The sequence below is a fragment of the uncultured Campylobacter sp. genome, from assembly GCF_944323605.1.
GTDB lineage: Bacteria > Campylobacterota > Campylobacteria > Campylobacterales > Campylobacteraceae > Campylobacter_D.
In genome coordinates this window covers 20,047-38,871 of record NZ_CALUTC010000009.1, presented here as the reverse complement: position 1 = coordinate 38,871, position 18,825 = coordinate 20,047, and the positions used below count along the sequence as shown (strand labels likewise).

At 30.8% G+C, this 18,825-nt stretch carries 16 protein-coding genes and 1 pseudogene; 10 read left to right on the top strand and 7 right to left on the bottom strand.

Features of this window, described 5'->3' with window-relative positions; translation table 11 throughout:
* Positions 1–39: 39 nt before the first annotated feature.
* From Q0J35_RS06085 to Q0J35_RS06075, 3 genes and pseudogenes are all read right to left on the bottom strand, one after another.
* Positions 40–1,176, bottom strand: coding sequence for a PatB family C-S lyase (locus Q0J35_RS06085; RefSeq protein ID WP_297194152.1), 1,137 nt, complete (start codon positions 1,174–1,176; stop codon positions 40–42).
* A pseudogene (locus Q0J35_RS06080) lies at positions 1,173–2,009 on the bottom strand (DUF3737 family protein). Before Q0J35_RS06080 ends, Q0J35_RS06085 begins: the two are co-directional and overlap by 4 nt.
* Before the next feature lie 195 nt (positions 2,010–2,204).
* Positions 2,205–2,510, bottom strand: coding sequence for a PepSY-like domain-containing protein (locus Q0J35_RS06075; RefSeq protein ID WP_297194150.1), 306 nt, complete (start codon positions 2,508–2,510; stop codon positions 2,205–2,207).
* 160 nt (positions 2,511–2,670) lie between these two features.
* Here Q0J35_RS06075 and Q0J35_RS06070 point away from each other — a divergent pair, with 160 nt between their 5' ends.
* The 4 genes from Q0J35_RS06070 to Q0J35_RS06055 all read left to right on the top strand — a co-directional run bounded on the left by Q0J35_RS06070 (position 2,671) and on the right by Q0J35_RS06055 (position 8,586).
* A complete protein-coding gene (locus tag Q0J35_RS06070) occupies positions 2,671–3,720 on the top strand; it encodes a Cj0069 family protein (protein ID WP_297194148.1) in 1,050 nt (349 codons plus the stop codon).
* A gap of 27 nt (positions 3,721–3,747) precedes the next feature.
* Positions 3,748–4,623 (top strand): aminoglycoside 6-adenylyltransferase, encoded by an 876-nt coding sequence (locus tag Q0J35_RS06065; protein ID WP_297194146.1) that lies wholly within the window; start codon positions 3,748–3,750, stop codon positions 4,621–4,623.
* A gap of 247 nt (positions 4,624–4,870) precedes the next feature.
* Entirely contained in the window at positions 4,871–6,199 is a 1,329-nt protein-coding gene (purB, locus tag Q0J35_RS06060; RefSeq protein ID WP_297194144.1) for an adenylosuccinate lyase, read from the top strand.
* Positions 6,200–6,216: 17 nt separating this feature from the next.
* The gene (locus Q0J35_RS06055; protein ID WP_297194142.1) at positions 6,217–8,586 is read left to right on the top strand and encodes a ribonucleoside-diphosphate reductase subunit alpha; all 2,370 of its coding nucleotides are present in this window, start codon (positions 6,217–6,219) and stop codon (positions 8,584–8,586) included.
* A 19-nt stretch (positions 8,587–8,605) separates the two neighbouring features.
* Here Q0J35_RS06055 and Q0J35_RS06050 read toward each other — a convergent pair whose 3' ends face one another.
* The gene (locus Q0J35_RS06050; RefSeq protein ID WP_297194140.1) at positions 8,606–8,998 is read right to left on the bottom strand and encodes a response regulator; all 393 of its coding nucleotides are present in this window, start codon (positions 8,996–8,998) and stop codon (positions 8,606–8,608) included.
* Positions 8,999–9,132: 134 nt separating this feature from the next.
* Here Q0J35_RS06050 and Q0J35_RS06045 point away from each other — a divergent pair, with 134 nt between their 5' ends.
* The 4 genes from Q0J35_RS06045 (at position 9,133) to Q0J35_RS06030 (ending at position 13,653) form a co-directional block, all read left to right on the top strand.
* Positions 9,133–9,933: an undecaprenyl-diphosphate phosphatase gene (locus tag Q0J35_RS06045; RefSeq protein WP_297194138.1), complete on the top strand. Its 801-nt coding sequence runs from the start codon at positions 9,133–9,135 to the stop codon at positions 9,931–9,933.
* Between the two features lie 111 nt (positions 9,934–10,044).
* On the top strand, positions 10,045–11,853 hold the full coding sequence (gene thrS / locus Q0J35_RS06040) for a threonine--tRNA ligase (RefSeq protein ID WP_297194136.1): 1,809 nt from the start codon (positions 10,045–10,047) through the stop codon (positions 11,851–11,853).
* Positions 11,850–12,365, top strand: coding sequence for a translation initiation factor IF-3 (gene infC, locus Q0J35_RS06035; RefSeq protein WP_297194134.1), 516 nt, complete (start codon positions 11,850–11,852; stop codon positions 12,363–12,365). Before thrS ends, infC begins: the two co-directional genes overlap by 4 nt.
* Before the next feature lie 190 nt (positions 12,366–12,555).
* Positions 12,556–13,653: a DNA adenine methylase gene (locus Q0J35_RS06030; protein ID WP_297194133.1), complete on the top strand. Its 1,098-nt coding sequence runs from the start codon at positions 12,556–12,558 to the stop codon at positions 13,651–13,653.
* Positions 13,654–13,670: 17 nt separating this feature from the next.
* Here Q0J35_RS06030 and Q0J35_RS06025 read toward each other — a convergent pair whose 3' ends face one another.
* Both Q0J35_RS06025 and Q0J35_RS06020 read right to left on the bottom strand, forming a co-directional pair.
* On the bottom strand, positions 13,671–14,480 hold the full coding sequence (locus Q0J35_RS06025; protein ID WP_297194131.1) for a hypothetical protein: 810 nt from the start codon (positions 14,478–14,480) through the stop codon (positions 13,671–13,673).
* Positions 14,477–15,736, bottom strand: a complete 1,260-nt coding sequence (locus Q0J35_RS06020) for an MFS transporter (RefSeq protein WP_297194129.1) — start codon at positions 15,734–15,736, stop codon at positions 14,477–14,479. The genes Q0J35_RS06025 and Q0J35_RS06020 overlap by 4 nt, the downstream gene beginning before the upstream one ends.
* A gap of 162 nt (positions 15,737–15,898) precedes the next feature.
* Between Q0J35_RS06020 and Q0J35_RS06015 the strand changes: the two genes are divergently transcribed.
* Positions 15,899–16,405 carry a hypothetical protein gene (locus Q0J35_RS06015; protein WP_297194127.1) on the top strand — a complete coding sequence of 169 codons (507 nt, stop codon included), beginning with the start codon at positions 15,899–15,901 and terminating at the stop codon, positions 16,403–16,405.
* Between the two features lie 9 nt (positions 16,406–16,414).
* On the top strand, positions 16,415–17,101 hold the full coding sequence (gene ung / locus Q0J35_RS06010) for a uracil-DNA glycosylase (protein WP_297194125.1): 687 nt from the start codon (positions 16,415–16,417) through the stop codon (positions 17,099–17,101).
* Here ung and Q0J35_RS06005 read toward each other — a convergent pair.
* A complete protein-coding gene (locus Q0J35_RS06005) occupies positions 17,098–18,732 on the bottom strand; it encodes a multidrug ABC transporter permease/ATP-binding protein (protein ID WP_297194123.1) in 1,635 nt (544 codons plus the stop codon). The genes ung and Q0J35_RS06005 overlap by 4 nt on opposite strands.
* Positions 18,733–18,825: the final 93 nt, after the last annotated feature.

Here is an 18,825-nt window from a genome sequence, read left to right as displayed (position 1 = left end):
ATACAAAATATTAACTACGGCTTTTAAATTTGATAGTATTTATATCTTAAAATTTAAACAAGCTTTTTCTAATCTTTTTAAGCCTTCTAAAACAGTATCTTTTGAACTTGCTATATTTATCCTTATAAATTTTTCGCCACCACCTCTATAAATAGAGCCTTTTGATATGTATAATTTATGTTTTTTCCTTAGATATTCGCAAAAAATATCAGTGTTTTCGCATAATTTCTCGCAGTCTATCCACATTAAATATGTAGCTTCGCCTTGCACGACCTTTAAGTTTGTATTACTTTCTATAAAATTTTTGGCAAGTTCTTTATTTGATTTTATATAGGCATTTACATCATCAAGCCATTTTTTTGAGTGTCTATACGCCGCTATACTTGCAGTGATTGCAAATGAATTTGGTTCTGCTATCTCATCTGTGTTTATGGCTATTTTTATTTTATTTCTTAATATCTCATTTTGTGCTATTATAGTAGCTGAATGAATGCCTGCGAGGTTGAAAGCCTTGCTAGGCGATATTATGCTTATACAGTCTTTGTCTATTGATGAAAATGGAGTGTATTGTTTTTGACTTATATCGCAATGAATTTCATCGCTTACAACTAAAACTCCGTATTTTTTGCAAAGATCTGAAATTTTTTGCAATTCTTTAGTAGTGTAAATTTTGCCACTTGGATTATGTGGATTGCATAAAAGTAGCATAGTGCTTTGCGGTAAGCTTAGTGCTTTTTCTAGGTCTTTAAAATCTATTTCGTATTTGTGATTTTTGTATATTAGTTTATTTTCAACAACTTTTCTGCCATTGTTTTCTATACAGCTATAAAATACATTATAAACAGGGCTTTGCACTATTACATTTTCTGCAACTTCTGTGAATCTTCTTATTATAGATGATATAGCAGGTATTACTCCATTGCAAAAAAGCAAGTCTTTTTTTTCTACTTTTAACTTATGCCTATCTTCTAACCATTCTATTACACAGGCATAATAATCTTTAGGTATTATCTCGTATCCAAAAATACCAAGTTCTATTTTTTTATACAAAGCATCTCTAATAGCTTTTGAGCATTGAAAATCCATATCAGCTACCCACATAGCAAGCTCATCTTTTTTAACATTCCATTTTAAAGAATTTGTATTAAAACGGTTGTGTTTTTTGTCAAAATTCATTTTTCAAGCCTTTTTATTATTTGTATGGATTTTACATCACTTTCTTTTTTGTCTAAGTTTATATTTTCTATATCCTTAGCTTTTATGATACCACTTTTTGGATTAAAAATGCTTTTAATTGTTGATTTTACATCAATATCCACAGTAGAATACTCAAAAAGTAAGGTAGAATCATTTAATACACAATTTCTTATAAAAAGATTTTCTATATAACAAAGACCTTGTAAGCTTTGTATGAATCAGTTTATAAATTTTATATTCTTGCTATTCCAAGCTAGATATTCTCCATTTATATAACTGTCATAAGCTTCTACATTTTCACAGTTCCAAAAGGCATCTTTGCTTAATATTTTAGAATTTTTTATTATTATATTTTTACAAGTATCAAAGGCGTAATTGCCGTGAATGCTTATATTATCAGCCTTTATATTATGTGAATTCATAGCAAAATAATCCCCATAAATTTGTATTTCATTTAGATTTATATCATTGCAAAACCACATAGTTTCCGGTGCGTTTGGCATAAAAACTTTATCTAGTTGTATAAAAGAGCTATGACGAAAAGTTTTTGGTGAATTTATGCTAGAATTTCTTATATCAACATTTTTAGCATACCACAAGCCACTTCTTGCTTCTTGATTTAAGATTAAATTTTCAGCTTTTATATTTTGGCTATACCACATAGGGTATTTATAGTCAAAAACAGTGTCTTTTATGCTTAAATTTGCACTATGTTTTAGAGGAGATTCTCCTTTTTTAAATACACAAGAACTCATTTTAGCGTTATTTAGTTTAAATAAAGCTCTTTCAGCTTCAAAAATTTCTTCCTTAATCTCTTTTATAATTTTTCTCCCTTATAAAAGAAAAATTACAAAAGATTGGAGTTAGTCTAAGTCAAGAGCAAAAATAAATTTTTACAAAGGCTTAAAATCCTAAATTTGGATATTAAGCCTTTAAAGATAATAGCATTATAGTAAGCCAAGTAAGAACAAATGCAAAGAGTATTAGGCTAGAAAGCCTACCATTTCTTAATCGTCCCATTTTTGACCTAAGAAGTTACCATTTCTGTCGAAATACATTTCCATAAAATTTGTAAGCTCTACTTTAAAACCATAACCTTCAAAATCTATATCCTTTATATAAACACCAGGATAAGTTTTTTGTATAGTATTCATAGCTTTTTGAGGCAAACCGTAGTATCCTTGATATGGTTGTGGGTTGTTGTATTGTGTTGGTGGCACCGGAGCTGGAGCAACTTGATTTTGTGCTGCTGGATTAGCAAAAGCAAAGATAGCACCTAAACTTAAAGCCGAAAAAATAAGTTTTGTTTTCATTGAAAACTCCTTTGAAGTAAATTTTTTGTAAAAGTTTATTTATATCCTGTGAATTTTATGTGAATGTTTTGTGAAGCGTATGTGAATTTTTTGTTTTAAATAAAACTTAAAATTTTTTGTAATATAATGAGATTTTACACTAAATTTAAAGGAGGCGACGGTGAAAAAAAACATAGTTTTTTTTGAGGTTCAGGGCGGAAGTGATAAAGGACCTGATGGGTATAGAAAAGATACAATGCCTATGGTAAATGCTCTTAAGGCTAAAGGTTGGAATGCAGAGGTTATTTTTTTTGAGGTTGGCAAAAAAGATGAGATATATAAATATGTTAAAGATAATTTTGACGGTTATGTTTCTCGTATAAATCCTGGAAATTTAAAAGAGGAAAATGAATATTTTGATATGCTAAGAAAACTCTGTATGGATGGGCTTGTAGGTATGCCTCATCCTGATGCTATGATAGGATATGGAGCTAAAGACGCCCTAACCAAACTTGCTAGCACAGATTTGGTCCCTGATGATACTTATGCTTACTATGATATAAAAACCTTTAAAGAAACCTTCCCTAAAAGTTTAGCTAAGGGAGAAAGGGTTTTAAAACAAAACAGAGGTTCAACAGGAGAAGGAATTTGGCGTGTAAGTGTAGAAGAAGAGCTACCTGCTGGAGCAACTGTCGTGCCTTTAAATACAAAAATCAAATGCACTGAAGCAAAAGATAATCATGTAGAACATAGAGTTTTAGGTGAATTTATGGACTTTTGTGAGCAATATATAATAGGCGATAATGGTATGCTTGTTGATATGACATTCTTACCTCGTATAAAAGAAGGCGAGATTAGAATTTTAATGCTTTATAAAACCCCTGTTTATGTTGTGCATAAAAAACCAGCTGAAGGAGCGGACGCCTTTTCTGCTACTTTATTCTCCGGTGCAAAATATCGCTATGATGAGCCAAAAGATTGGCAAAACCTTATAGATTGGTTCTTAGCACAGCTTCCTGAAATTCGCACAAAGCTTGGAAACTATGATTTACCTTTGATATGGACTGCTGATTTTATACTTGATACAGACAAAGATGGTAAAGATAAATATGTTCTAGGAGAAATAAACTGCTCTTGTGTAGGTTTCACAAGCCCTGCGGAATTTATGGACAAAATAGCTGTTATGGTCGGCGATAATATAGTAAATATAGTAAGTGAGAAAAAAGCTTAAAACTTCCCCCTTAAAAAGGGGGCATTTATGAGAAATGAAGAAGAAATTTTACATCAGATCTTAAATTTTGCTACAAATAACGATACTATAAGATTAGTTAGCTTAGAAGGTTCAAGAGCGAATGAAAGCCTCAAAAAGGACGGTTTTGAGGATTATGACATATCATTTTTTTGCACTGACACAAAAAGATTTATAGAAAATGAAGAATGGCTTTTAGAATTTGGAGACTTGATTTTTCTGCAAAAACCAGAAGATATGGAATTTTATCCACCTGATTTAAAGGAGTCTTGGTTTTCCTTTCTTTGCACATATGAAGATGGTGTAAAAATAGATTTTACCGTTATACCTCTTTGTGATTTAAGCTTCTACCTTAAAAACGAAAAATTGAGTAAGTTTTTATTAGATAAAGATTCTTTAATCAGTAATCACAAAGCAAGTGTAGAAGATTTTTTCATAAAAAAACTTACACAAAGAAGCTTTGATGATGTTTTGAATGAATTTTATCATTTAAAATCTTATGCTTATCGTCATTTTTTTAGAAAAGATAATCTTTCTTTTATATTTTATATAAATGCTATGAGAGAAACTTTGTTTATTATGCTTACTTGGGAACTTGCTTTGCCTTTTGCTAAGATTAATAATTCTTGTGCCGAGTTTGATTTTTCTATGGGTAAGCATTATAAGTGCTTGAAAAATTATATAAGTAAAAAAAGGTATAAAAAGATTTTAAAAACTTACAAGCTAGGATATAAAAACTCAAATTTAAAAGCCTTAAGATTGATACAAAAATTATTTAAAAAATCTTACAAAAAGCTTGCAAAAAATATGAATTTTAATATTAAAAATTACGAGCATTCTATAAAGCATTACATAAAAACTATAAAACCAAAAATAAGCTGTTAAAAGTCAGCCCCTACGAAAAAAATTTCAACAAAATCTAAAAAAGGAGTAAAAAATTTAGGGGCTGACAGCATATTCTAGCCAAGTGGGATTTTATATAAAATTTGATTAACGAAAGTAAATAAAATTATATTTTTTTAGAAAAAAATATAATTTTTTAAAAAATACAATTTCAAAGAAAAAATAAGTTTATTTTGGTAAAATTCTGGTTTTTCACAATAAAATCTTACAAAACTTAAAAGGTTAGGAATTGATACAAAGATACAGCAGAGAATGTATGGCTAATATATGGAGCTTAGAAGCAAAATACAGTTATTGGTTAAAGGTAGAATTAGCCGCTGTTAAGGCTTGGAGTGAGCTCGGCTTAATAAATAGCGATGACTGTGAGAAAATTTGCAAAAATGCTAGTTTTAATATAGCTAGGATAGACGAGATTGAAAAAGAAACCAAGCACGATGTTATAGCATTTTTAACTTCTATAAGCGAAAATTTAGGCGATGAAAGCCGTTTTTTGCATTATGGTATGACAAGTTCAGATTGTATAGATACAGCACTTGCGTTGCAGATAAATGAAAGCTTAGAGCTTATTTTAAAAGATTTAAATCTCTTGCTAGAGACTATTAAAAATAGAGCCTTTGAACACAAAAATACCCTTATGGTAGGTAGAAGTCACGGAATTCACGGAGAGCCTATCACTTTTGGTTTGGTGCTTGGGATTTGGTATGATGAGCTTAAAAATGCAAAGTCCTTACTTTTGCACTCTAAAGATATAATTTCTTATGGAAAATTAAGTGGTGCTATGGGAAATTTTGCCCACGCCCCTTTAGAATTTGAGGAAAAAACTTGTGCGATTTTAGGTTTAAAAGCAGCCCCTATATCAAATCAAATAATACAAAGAGACAGACACGCACAGGTTGTTTCAGCTTTAGGGGTTTTAGCCGCAAGTTGCGAAAAAATAGCTGTTGCCATAAGGCATTTTCAAAGAACAGAGGTTTATGAGGCAGAGGAGTATTTTTCAAAAGGTCAAAAAGGAAGCTCTGCTATGCCCCATAAGAGAAATCCTGTTTTAAGTGAAAATGTAACGGGTCTTTGTAGGCTTATAAGGGCTTTTGTAAATCCAGCTTTAGAAAATGTCGCTTTGTGGCACGAAAGAGATATAAGCCATTCAAGCGTTGAAAGATTTATGTTTCCTGATATTTTTATAACTACTGATTTTATGCTAGATAGACTTACAAGACTTATAGAAAATTTACTTGTATATCCTAAAAATATGATGAAAAATTTGAATTTAACTGGTGGATTAGTGTTTTCGCAAAGGGTTCTTTTAGAATTACCATTAAGAGGTATAAGCAGAGAAGATGCTTATAAGATAGTGCAAAGGGCTGCTATGAAAGTGTGGCAAGATTTGCAAGATGGTAAAAATGCTTTAAATGAAAACGGAGAAAGCTTGTTTTTATCAGCATTACTTTGTGATGAGGAGTTAAAATCAAAGATGAGCGATGATGATATTAGATCTTGTTTTGATTATTCATATTACTTGAGAAATGTAGATTTAATATTTTCTAGAGTATTTAATTAAATTTAAAAGGTTATTTTATGAAAGTTATAAAAAGAAATGGTCGCACAGAAGAACTTGATATATCAAAGATAAAAAAATGCACTAATGACGCAGTTGCCGGGCTTGATGGCGTAAGTGTTAGCGAATTAGAACTTGACGCAAAAATTCAATTTAGAGACGGTATTTCAACAGAAGAGATTCAAAAAACGCTTATAAAAACTGCTGTTGATAAAATAGATGTTGATTGTCCTAACTGGACATTTGTTGCTGCTAGGCTTTTCTTGTATGATTTGTATAAGAAAGCAAACGGTATGAATAGATACAATCACTTAAAAGATTATTGTGAAAGGGCTGAAAAAGAGGGCAGAATGATTTTAGGACTTAAGGAAAAATACGACCTTGAGGACTTAAATTCGTATATACAACCTACAAGAGACTTGCAATTTACTTATCTTGGCATAAAAACCCTTTATGATAGATATTTGATGAAAGATAAAAAGGCAAATCCTATAGAACTCCCACAACAAATGTTTATGGGTATAGCTATGTTTTTGGCACAAAATGAATTTAATCCACAAGAATGGGCTAAAAAATTTTATGACCTAATTTCAACATTTGAGGTTATGTTAGCTACTCCTACTCTTTCAAATGCTAGAACTACAAGACATCAATTAAGCTCTTGCTATATAGGAAGCACACCTGATAATATAGAAGGTATTTTTGATTCATTTAAAGAAATGGCTTTGCTTTCTAAATTTGGTGGAGGTATAGGTTGGGATTGGTCTAAGGTACGTGCTATGGGAGGAAGTATAGATGGACACAAAAATGCAGCCGGTGGAATAATACCATTTTTAAAAATAGCAAATGATATAGCGGTTGCAGTAGATCAGCTTGGCACTAGAAAGGGTGCTATTTCTGTGTATATAGAACCTTGGCATATGGATATAAATGACTTTTTAGAGCTTAGAAAAAATTCTGGAGAGGAAAGAAGAAGAGCTCACGAGTTGTTTCCTGCATTATGGATAAATGATTTGTTTATGCGAAGAGTTAGAGAAAATGGAATTTGGACTCTTTTTGATCCAGCAGATACCCCTGATTTGTGCGATTTATATGCTGATGATTTTGAAAAAAGATATGAAGAATACGAAAAAGACGAAAGTATAACAAAAGAAATTGTAGAAGCTAAAGAGCTTTGGAAGAAAATTTTACTGAATTATTTTGAAACCGGACTTCCATTTTTATGCTTTAAAGATAGCGCAAATTTAGCAAACCCAAATGCACATGATGGTATTATAAGAAGTTCCAATTTATGCACAGAAATTTTTCAAAATACAGAACCAAATTACTATCAAATAGAAGTCAGATATGAAGATGGAACGGTTGAATGTTACGATGAAGAAGAGATTGTTATAATCGATGGAGGGCATCAAAAGCCAGCTAAAAAGCTTAGCACTCTTGACAGTATAGATGGTAGAAAAATTTACATAGTCGAAAAACATAAACACAATGGAAAAACCGCAGTTTGTAACTTAGCTAGTGTAAATTTAAGCAAGATAAAAACAAAAGAGGATATTCAAAGAGTTGTCCCTGTGGCTATTAGAATACTTGATAATGTTATAGATTTAAATTTTTATCCTCATGTTAAGGTAAAAGATACCAATCTTCAAACTAGAGCTATCGGACTTGGAGTTATGGGCGAAGCACAGATGTTAGCTGAAGAGGGAATTCTTTGGGGAAGTGAAGAGCATTTCCATAAAATAGACAAAATAATGGAATACATAAGCTATGAGGCTATTAATGCCAGCGCATCTTTAGCTGCTGAAAAAGGAAAATATCCTAAATTTGAAGGCTCTAATTGGAGCAAGGGAATTTTTCCGATAGATTTAGCAAATAAAAAAGCAAAAGATCTTACTTTAAGAGATGGACTTTTTGATCAAAGTGATTGTGACTGGGCTAAATTAAAACAAAGAGTAAAAAGAGATGGTATGAGAAATGGTTATCTTATGGCTATAGCTCCCACTTCTTCTATATCCATACTAGTTGGAACTACCCAAACTACAGAACCTATCTACAAACGCAAATGGTTTGAGCAAAATTTAAGCGGTATGATACCTTGTGTTGTCCCAAATTTAAATTTATCTACTTGGGGCTACTACATTCCAGCTTATGAATTAGACCAAAGAGCCTTAGTTAAGGCTGCTGCTGTGCGTGGAAAATGGATAGACCAAGGACAAAGCTTAAATATATTTATGTCTTTAGATAAAGCTAGTGGAGGCTATTTAAATGATATTTATATGCTAGCTTGGGAGCTTGGGCTTAAATCAACATATTATCTAAGAAGCGAAAGCCCTGATAGCAACAAGATAGACACAGTAGATAGGAGCATAGAGTGCGAGGGTTGTCAGTGATAAGCTTTTGCAAGGTATTTTAAGTATCTTGCAATTGATATCTTTTTCTTTTTTTATAAAACAAAAGCTCTACTATATGCTTTTTAAGGATATTTAGCTGAAATGGTTTTACTATATAATCATCGCAACCGCTTTTAAATCCTTCTTTTAGGTCTTTATTTGTATTTAAAGAGGTTAAAAATAAAGCTGGTGTGTTATCTCCACGTTCTCTAATCTCTTTTAGCAAAGAAAATCCATCTTTGATAGGTATTTTTACATCTAATATATACAAGTCATATTCTGATTTTGTGCTTAATTCATATGCTTCTTTTGCATTATGTGTTAAGCTTACGTCAAAACCTTCTTCAACTAAAAATTCATACACTATCTCACTTAAACATAAATCATCTTCAAGTAAAAGTATTTTTTTCATCGGCAAACTTTTTAGTATTTTTTTTGATATTTTAAAACTATATAGTGAAGTGAATGTAAAATTTATAAATCTTATGAAATGTTTATTTGTAAAACTATGATAAAATAGCCACTTCTTTATAGTGAAAGGTTTTTTTGCAGAATTTTAATGCTTTTATCCTCGGTGTTGTAGAGGGTTTGACGGAATTTTTACCTATTAGCTCCACAGGGCATATGATACTTAGTGCTAATATATTAGGACTTAATTTACAAGATGATTTTTGGTCTTCTTTTATAGTTGTTATACAGCTTGGCTCTATCTTAGCTGTTATTTTTGTTTTTTGGCAAAGGCTTATTAAGGGTCTTGATATATGGTTAAAAATTTGCATAGGCTTTATACCAACTGGTTGTATAGGTTTTTTAGCTTCTTTTTTCGTTGAAAATCTTTTTAATGGCTATGTCGTGGCTACTATGCTTATATTAGGTGGTATAGTTTTTATAGTTATAGAGTTATACCACAAGAAAAAAAGCCATACTATAAATTCTTTAGAAGAAGTTAGCATAAAACACGCCGTTTGCATAGGTATAATACAGTGCCTTGCTATGATACCCGGCACTTCAAGAAGCGGTGCTAGCATAGTCGGGGGACTGTTGCTTGGCTTAAATCGCAAGGTTGCTACCGAATTTTCTTTCTTAATAGCACTTCCTACTATGATAGTAGCAACTGCTTATAGTGTGTATAAAAACCCTGATTTATTTAGCAATTCAAATGAGCTTTTACCTCTTAGCATAGGTTTTGTAACAGCTTTTATTATAGCTTTTTTTGTTATAAAGCTTTTTTTAAAATTTATTTCTAAATTCGATTTTATACCATTTGCTATTTATAGAATTTTTCTAGGTTTTATATTTTTTTATCTTTATTACAGTGGAATTTTGGATTCTAGTAGTGAATTTTAATCCTATTTTACACAGATATAAAATAAAATTTTAATGAGATCTTGTATTTTAAAAGAACTTAAGTTTTACAAGGCTAAAATTAGCTTTAAATTTACTTTCTAGTGAGGTATGATGAATAAAGAAATAATTGGATATTTTGATAAAGACAAGATTATAGATACTCAAAGTGCTACTTCTACTGATTTAGAACCTATATATTTTGATAATTCTGCTAATAGTCTGGAAATTTTAAGGCATTCTTGTGCGCATCTTATGGCACAAGCTATAAAGCAGCTATATCCAGAGGCTAAATTTTTTGTAGGACCTGTTATAGAAGATGGTTTTTACTATGATTTTAGGGTTTCTTCTAAGATAGGTGAAGAGGATTTGCCAAAGATAGAAGCTAAGATGAAAGAGCTTGCTAAAAATAAAATCACCATAGAAAAATACGAGATAAGCAAAAAAGAAGCTATAGAAAAATTTAAAGATGATGATTTAAAACAAGAGGTCTTATTAAGGATTCCTGAAGGCAAAGTAGGGATTTATAAGCAAGGGGATTTTGAAGATTTGTGCCGAGGACCTCATATACCAAATACAAAATTTTTAAATTTCTTTAAGCTCACAAGGGTAGCAGGTGCTTATCTTGGCGGAGATGAAAAAAGAGAAATGCTGACTAGAATTTACGGCACAGCTTTCGCTGATAAAGAAAGTTTGAAAGAATATCTGCATATTATAGAAGAAGCTAAAAAAAGAGATCATAGAAAATTAGGAGCGGAACTTAAGCTTTTTACCTTTGATGATGATATAGGAGCAGGACTTCCTATATGGCTTAGCAATGGTGCTAGAATGCGTTCAAAATTAGAGCATATGCTTTATAAAATTCATCGTTTAAGAGGATACGAGCCAGTAAGAGGACCAGAGCTTTTAAAAGCTAAAGCTTGGCAAATAAGTGGGCATTATGAGAACTACAAAGAAAATATGTATTTTACACAGATTGATGAACAAGAATATGGCATAAAGCCGATGAACTGTGTTGGGCATATTAAAATTTATCAAAATGATATAAGAAGTTATAGGGATTTACCTTTGAAATTTTTTGAGTATGGCGTGGTGCATAGACACGAAAAAAGTGGTGTTTTGCACGGTCTTTTTAGGGTTAGAGAATTTACTCAAGATGATGCACATATATTTTGTATGCCAAGTCAGATAAAGGAACAAGTGCTAGAAATTATAGCTTTTGTTGATAAGCTGATGAAAATTTTTGATTTTTCGTATGAAATGGAAATTTCCACAAAACCGGATAAAGCCATAGGCGATGATGAAATTTGGGATACAGCTACAAAAGCCTTAAAAGATGCTTTAGATGAGCAGGGTTTAAGCTATGGCATCGATGAGGGTGGTGGTGCATTTTATGGTCCTAAGATAGATATAAAAATAACCGATGCTTTAAAAAGAAAGTGGCAGTGCGGAACAATACAGGTTGATTTTAATTTACCAAATCGTTTTAAACTAGAATACACAGATGCAAATAATGAAAAAAAACAACCCGTTATGCTTCACCGTGCTATATTGGGATCTTTTGAGAGATTTATAGGTATTTTGACAGAACACTGTGCTGGGGAATTCCCATTTTTCATAGCACCCATACAAGTTGCAATAGTGCCTATAAGTGAAAATCATTTATCATATGCTGAAAAAATTCAAGCAGAGCTTATAAATTTAGGTATAGATAGTGAAATTTACTCTAAAAATGATAGTTTGAGTAAAAAAATTCGTAATGCAGAAAAACAAAAACTGCCTATGATTTTAGTTTTGGGAGATGAGGAAGTAAAAAATTCTACAGTCGCTTTAAGAGACAGAAGGGCAAGAGAACAAAAAAATATTACTCTTGTTGAATTTTTAAATTTTATAAAGGAGAAAATAAGTGAGGTGCATTTTTGAGTAAAGAAAAAGAAGTGTTGCTTAATGAAGATATAAAAGCAGATGAGATAAGATGTGTCGGTGATGATGGTAAGGTTTATGGCATTATTAGCAGTGATGAGGCTTTGGAGATAGCAAATCGCCTAGGGCTTGATTTGGTTATGATAGCTCCGGATGCAAAACCTCCTGTTTGCAAGATAATGGATTTTGGAAAATTTCGTTATCAGCAAGAAAAAAAACAAAAAGAAGCTAAGAAAAAGCAAAAGGTTATAGACACAAAAGAGATAAAGCTTTCTGTTAAAATAGCACAAAATGACATTAACTACAAGGTAAAACACGCTTTAGAATTTCTTTCTCAAGGAAAGCACGTAAGATTTAGGGTATTTTTAAAAGGACGAGAGATGGCAAGTCCTGAAGCTGGCGTAGCTTTGCTTGAAAAAATTTGGACTATGATAGAAAATGAAGCAAATCGCGATAAAGAGCCAAATTTTGAAGGCAGATATGTAAATATGCTTGTAACTCCTAAAAAGTAAGCAATGATAAGCAAAGAACGTTTATTCTAAAGAAGATGATGTTGAGGTTGTCTTAGAAAAACTAAAGATTTCAAAAATAACTTGTAAGGTAAGGCTACTGGAATAAAAGGCTTTAAAAGTTTAATAAACATAAAAGTAGTCTAGAAATAGCCGAAACTTCGCTAAGATATTATATTTTCTAGGTTAAGATATGCAGGAAAATCCTTTATTTTTAAAAGAGCAAATCATCACCTACTTAGGCAATAAAAGGGCTTTGCTAGGTTTTTTAGAACAAGGCTTTAATATTGCGAAAAAGGAGCTTAAAAAAGAAAAATTTAGTTTTTGCGATATTTTTAGCGGCTCAGGCATAGTAAGTCGCTTTGCAAAAGCTTATTCAAATTTTATCATAGCAAATGATTTGGAGGATTATTCAAGGATTATAAATTCTTGTTATTTGACAAATAAAAGTGAAATTCCTTTAAAAAAGTTAAAAAATTTTTATGATAAATTACTTTTAAATTTAAAGCTTGAAAAAGGCTTTATCACAGAGCTTTACTCTGCAAAAGATGAGAATTCTATCGCAAAAAACGATAGGCTTTTTTATACCAAAAGAAATGCTATGTATTTAGATAGTATGAGAAAGCTTATAGATAGCGAAATTCCACAGGAATTTAGACATTTTTTTATAGCACCTTTAATTTATGAAGCAAGCGTGCATTCAAACACTAGTGGTGTTTTTAAGGGATTTTATAAGGATAAAAATGGGCTTGGAAAATTTGGAGGAAGTGCAGAAAATGCCCTAAGTCGTATAAAGGGCGATATAGAGCTTAAAATGCCTATTTTTTCAAATTTTACTTGCGAATTTGAACTTTTTCAAAAAGATGCAAATTTATTAGCAAAAGAGCTTGATTATTTAGACGTAGCTTATTTAGATCCACCTTATAACCAACACCCTTACGGTTCGAATTATTTTATGTTAAATTTAATAGCAAACTACCAAAAACCAAGTGAAATTTCAAAGGTAAGCGGCATACCAAAAGAATGGAATAGAAGCGATTTTAATAAAGCTAATAAAGCTCAAATAGCACTTTTTGACTTGATATCTAGTTTGAAAGTTAGAGTAGTTTTGCTTTCTTATAACTGTGAAGGATTTGTAAAAAAAGAAAATTTTTTAAAGGATTTAAAAAAACTTGGTAAATGTAAAATTTTAGAGCAAGTGTATCCGACTTTTAGAGCATCAAGGAATTTGCAAGCTCGTGCTAAACACATAAAAGAGCAACTTTATATTATAATAAAAGATAAAATTTAAGCGCTAAGCACTTAAATTTATTTTTCGCAGTAAAATGTTACTAAAGCAGATTTTTCCATATTTTCCTCATCTATTACAGGCAAAACCGGACCTATATTATTTACAGTACCTACTATTTTATCAAATTTATCAAACGACGCAGTGTTACTTTTTTCTGTTAAAACCCTTGGTGCAGGTCTTATTTGTCTAGATGAAAAATTTATATTTTTTATTTTACATTTATAATTTATGCTTTTTGAATATCTGATACTAGACTCATTTGCAAGAGTTAAAATTTTATTTATGCTTTCTTCCTCGCTTTTTCTAAGCAATTCGTTTGATATCGTAGCATTTAGTGATGGCACATTCATAGATATCAAACCGCTTAAAGAGGCTATTTTACTCATAGAGCTTATAAGCTCTTTGTATTCTTCTAGTTGATTTGTGTTTATTTCACAGTTAAAAGAGGCGTTAAAGCTATATCCTTTTTGTGTTTGCTTTCCGCTTTTATAGTCATAGTGAAAAGTTGGCTCTAAACTATAAGAACCGCCCGTGCAAATTTTATTTTTAGAAGCTAGTATGATTATATCATTAAAAGTTCGTGTTATTTTTTCTTTTTCTTCCTCGCTTAACTTTGTCTTTGTGCTAAGTTGATTGCTTGCAAAAAATCTTGGAGTCGATACAAAGCTATCTGGCAAGATTTTGCTTGAATCGTATAAATTTTGAGTAAAACTAAAGCCTTCATTTTTGTCTTGCTGTATATATAAATTTGAAAAAAAGATTCCAGCTACAAATACACATAAGGCTATTGATATGCAAAAAAAAACTTGATAAAAAGTATTTTTCATTCTAATTCCCCTTTTTTAGGCAAGATTATGGTTACAAGTAAAACTATAAACATCATTATTGCTATATATAAAAAGAATCCATCCTCAAAGCCAGCATTTTTGAATTGAAGACCTACCCAAGGTGCAGAACCACCAAATATAGCATTAGGTATTGCATAGCCAAAGCCTGTTCCTAAAGCTCTAACATGTTCGGGGAATAACTTAGCCTTAAAAATTCCAGCAACAGATGTATAAAAACTAAGTATTACAAACAAGGCAAGTATAGCTAAGAATGCGTAGTATTCGTTAGGAGCTGCCATCAAAGCCATAAAAAGTGGATATATAAAAATGAGTGCTAAAACGGCAAATATTAGCAAGAAATTTCTATGTCCTATTTTATCTCCTAAAGCTCCAAAAATTGGTTGAAGTATCATTAGTATAAAAAGAGAAAATAGCATTATATTATTTGATATAGAGCTATCTATCCCAGCACTATTTATCATAAAAGTTTTTGTATAAGTTGTTATAGTGTAAAAAGCTAATGAGCCTCCAGCTGTTATTCCAAGCACTAAAAGAAACTGCCTCCAAGATGTGCTAAAAAGAGCTTTTAATGTGCCTCTATCTTCGTGCTTGTGTAATTCTTTAGCACTTTCGTGCATTATAGCTCTTACAAATAGCGAGCCAAGTGCTAAAAGCCCACCTATTATAAAGAGAATTCTCCAAGCATAATCCCTCATTTCTTGTTCTGTAAAAAATAAAAGCATTATAGATATGCTTGCTACGGCTAAAAGCTGACCGCCTATTAAGGTTACGTATTGAAATGATGAGTAAAATCCTCTTTTTCCTTCTGTGGCTAACTCGCTTAAATATGTTGCCGCTATTCCATACTCTCCGCCTACGCTAAGACCTTGTATGAGCCTTGCTAATAAAAGCAATAATACCGCAAAATCTCCTATGCTTTCTTTGCTAGGAATAGCTGCTATCATAAAAGAGCCTATAGCCATTAGTATGACAGATATTACCATAGAAGATTTTCTTCCTATCTTATCTGCTAATGAGCCAAATAACCAAGAACCAATCGGACGCATTAAAAATCCAAGAGCAAAAATTCCAAATGCTGAAATTTGTTGTATAGTGGGATCGCTTGAATCTGAAAATTGTTTAGCAAAATAAACAGCTGTAAATGCGTATATATAAAAATCAAACCATTCTACTAAATTGCCACTACTTGCAGCTATTATAGAACGTATTCTTTTTGCTTTTGATAAATCTTGCATTTTATTTCCTTTTTAATTTCATTATACCTAAAAAGTATTTATGAATTAGTTAGAATCAAATACGGTTTAAATACAAAGTTCTACATTTGTTTATTTTACAAGGCTTTCAAAAAGCTAAGTCTAAGGCTTTACTTGTTAGAATTTAGGTTTTAAGGAGTTTGTATGAAAATTTTTCTTTTGTTTTTGACCTTGTTTTTCCTTGCTTGTTCGCCTTATAATGGGCTTGAACCCGGCAAAGAGTATGGCTTTAGATTAGATGCAAATGAAAGCTCTATTTTGCAAAATCCTCCACTAAATCAAAGCAGAATTTACGTTTATAGAAAAGATAGTCCGCAAGCTTTTAATATAGAATACCAAAGAGTATTTGATATAATGATAGAATATAATAATAAAAGTGACTTTCTTGCAAAATCAAAACCTTACAATGCATCTTATAAAGATATAAATTTAGATTCAAATACAACAGTAACCTTAAAAGCAAGGATTGCTAATTCAGTTTCTAAACTTAGCTTTACTCCTAAAAAAGATATGATCTATTGTTTGCAAAGTGAAATTTTGCAAGATGATATATCATCAAATAGCTTTGTAGCCTTTCCTGCATTCATTCTTGTTGAAAAAGAAGATTGTATTTATATGATAGAAAAAAAGATAGGCAAAATTAATAATTAAGAGCATTTAATGCAAATAGTTTTAGATGATATAAAGATAAATGATGATTGGAAATTTTTTTTAAAAGATGAATTTTTAAGCCCCTATTTTTCCGATATAAAAAGTCATTACATACTTGCTTTGAAAGAAAAGCAAAAGATATATCCTCCAGCAAATTTAACATTTAATGCTTTTAACCTTTGCCCTTTAAAAGATGTAAAGGTTGTTTTATTAGGTCAAGATCCTTATCATCAGAGAGGACAAGCTATGGGTCTTTCTTTTTCTGTCCCAGATGCTGTAAAAATTCCCCCTTCTTTACGAAACATTTATAAAGAATTAGAAAGTGATTTAGGCATAAAGCCTTGTCTTAGCGGAAATTTAAGCAAATGGGCAAAACAAGGAGTTTTGCTTTTAAATTCTATCTTAAGCGTTAAAGAAAACGAGCCTCTTTCTCATTCTAATTTTGGTTGGGAAAAATTTAGCGATGCTGTGATAAAGAGATTAAGCGATGAAAAAGAACATTTAGTTTTCTTGCTTTGGGGAGGTTTTGCAAAAAGCAAAGCCTCTTTGATAGATGAGAGCAAGCATTTAGTATTAAAGGCAGCTCACCCAAGCCCTCTTGCTAGAACAGGTTTTTTAGGCTGTAAGCATTTTTCAAAATGCAATGAGTATTTAATATCGCATTTAAATTCTCCTATAAATTGGGACTTAAACTAGAAATTTTTTATTATTTCACTTGCGATTTTCTTTTTATCAAAACCTTTTATTTCGCTTATCATACCATCTTGTGCTAAAAAAATTCTATCTGCTGCATCAAAATATGTTTCATCGTGGCTTATGCTAAGTATAGTTTTGCCCTCTTTTTTTAACAAAGGCAAAAGTTCTTTATAAAAAAATCTTCTAAAAGCAGGATCTTGATCTGCTGCAAATTCATCAAGTATTAAAATTTCTCTTTTTTCAAGTAAGCAAAGTAGCATAGCAAGTCTTTTTCTTTGACCGCTTGAAAGTTTGGTATTTAGTATAATGCCGTCTTTTACCTCAAATTTTTCATCAAGTTTTAACAATTTTAAATATCTTTGAATGTCGCTATCTTTAGCTTCTTCATCATATCCAAGCAATTCTTTAAATATATGGCATTCTGTGAAAATCGCTGATATGAGTTTTCTATAAGATAGTAGGTTTGAAGAATCTATCTTCATATCGTCTAAGTATAAAGCACCGCTGTTTGGTTTTAGTAAGGAGGCAAAAAGTAAAGAAAAAGTGCTTTTTCCAGAGCCATTTTTGCCTATTAAAAATATAAGCTCACCCTTATTTATCTCCAAAGTAGTTGGCTTTAGCTCAAATTTATCCTCGTAAGAAAAGCTTACATTATCAAATCTAATTTTTTTGTAAGTTTTTATCTTTTCACATTTTTTAAATTCTTCTTTATAAGCTTGTAAAGACAAGCTTTTTATCTTATCAAGTGCTATTTTAGCTACTAAAATTGTTGGAAAAGCAGAAAGCAATGAAAGTAGTGGAGCTCTTAAAAAGAACATAGCAAGTGCTATGGTTGTGGCATTTTGTATGCTTGTTATGTTGAAATTTAAAGCTAAGAAAAATTCAAATGCAACAAGTGCTAAAAAACTTGCATTCGTAAAATTCACATAAAGGCTTTGTATTAAACTTGCCTTTTTATTATTTTTTCTTTTTTTTAATGCATATTTTTCAAAGCCATCTTTATAGTATCTACTTGCTCTAAATGTGTTTAAACTTAAATTTTTATGCCCGTCTATTATGTCTTGGTAAGCATTTTGTAGGAAATCATCATTATTTCTTGATTCTCTGAAATATTTATGTATTTTTCTTATCAAAATAAAGTCTATCAAAGCCGTAAAGATTAAAACAGTTATACAAAGTATGAAAATTTCATAACTTACATAAAATATATATGATAAAAGTGCTATAAATAATATACTTGATTGCAAAAAATCAGGACTTCTAAGCAATGCAAATGATATTGAGCGAGTATCAGCCCCTAAAGAAGCTAAAAGTTTGGCTTTTCCTATTTTATCAAGTTGTATTAAATTTGTGTCTAGGATTTGTTTTACAAGTTTTCTTTGCATCTTAAAAATAAAATTTTGTCCAAAAGAAGATAGTGCAAATTCCACACTTACATTAAAACAAAAAAGTATAATTAAAAGCAAAATAAAATAAAACATCATCAAAAAAGTGCTTTCATTTGCACTAAGTAAGTATTTGTTTATAAAAGACAAAATCCATACATTAAGAAAAGATGAGAGGAATGAAAGACAAAAAAATATAAAAATTTTTAACTTATTTTCTTTGATAATTTTTAATATAAAATCCATCATAAATCCAGTATTTTTTATATGAAAGATTAAAATAGCTTTGTTAATAAAAGTTCAAAAAGAGTGTAAAATTTTTAATTTTTAAAATTTTTA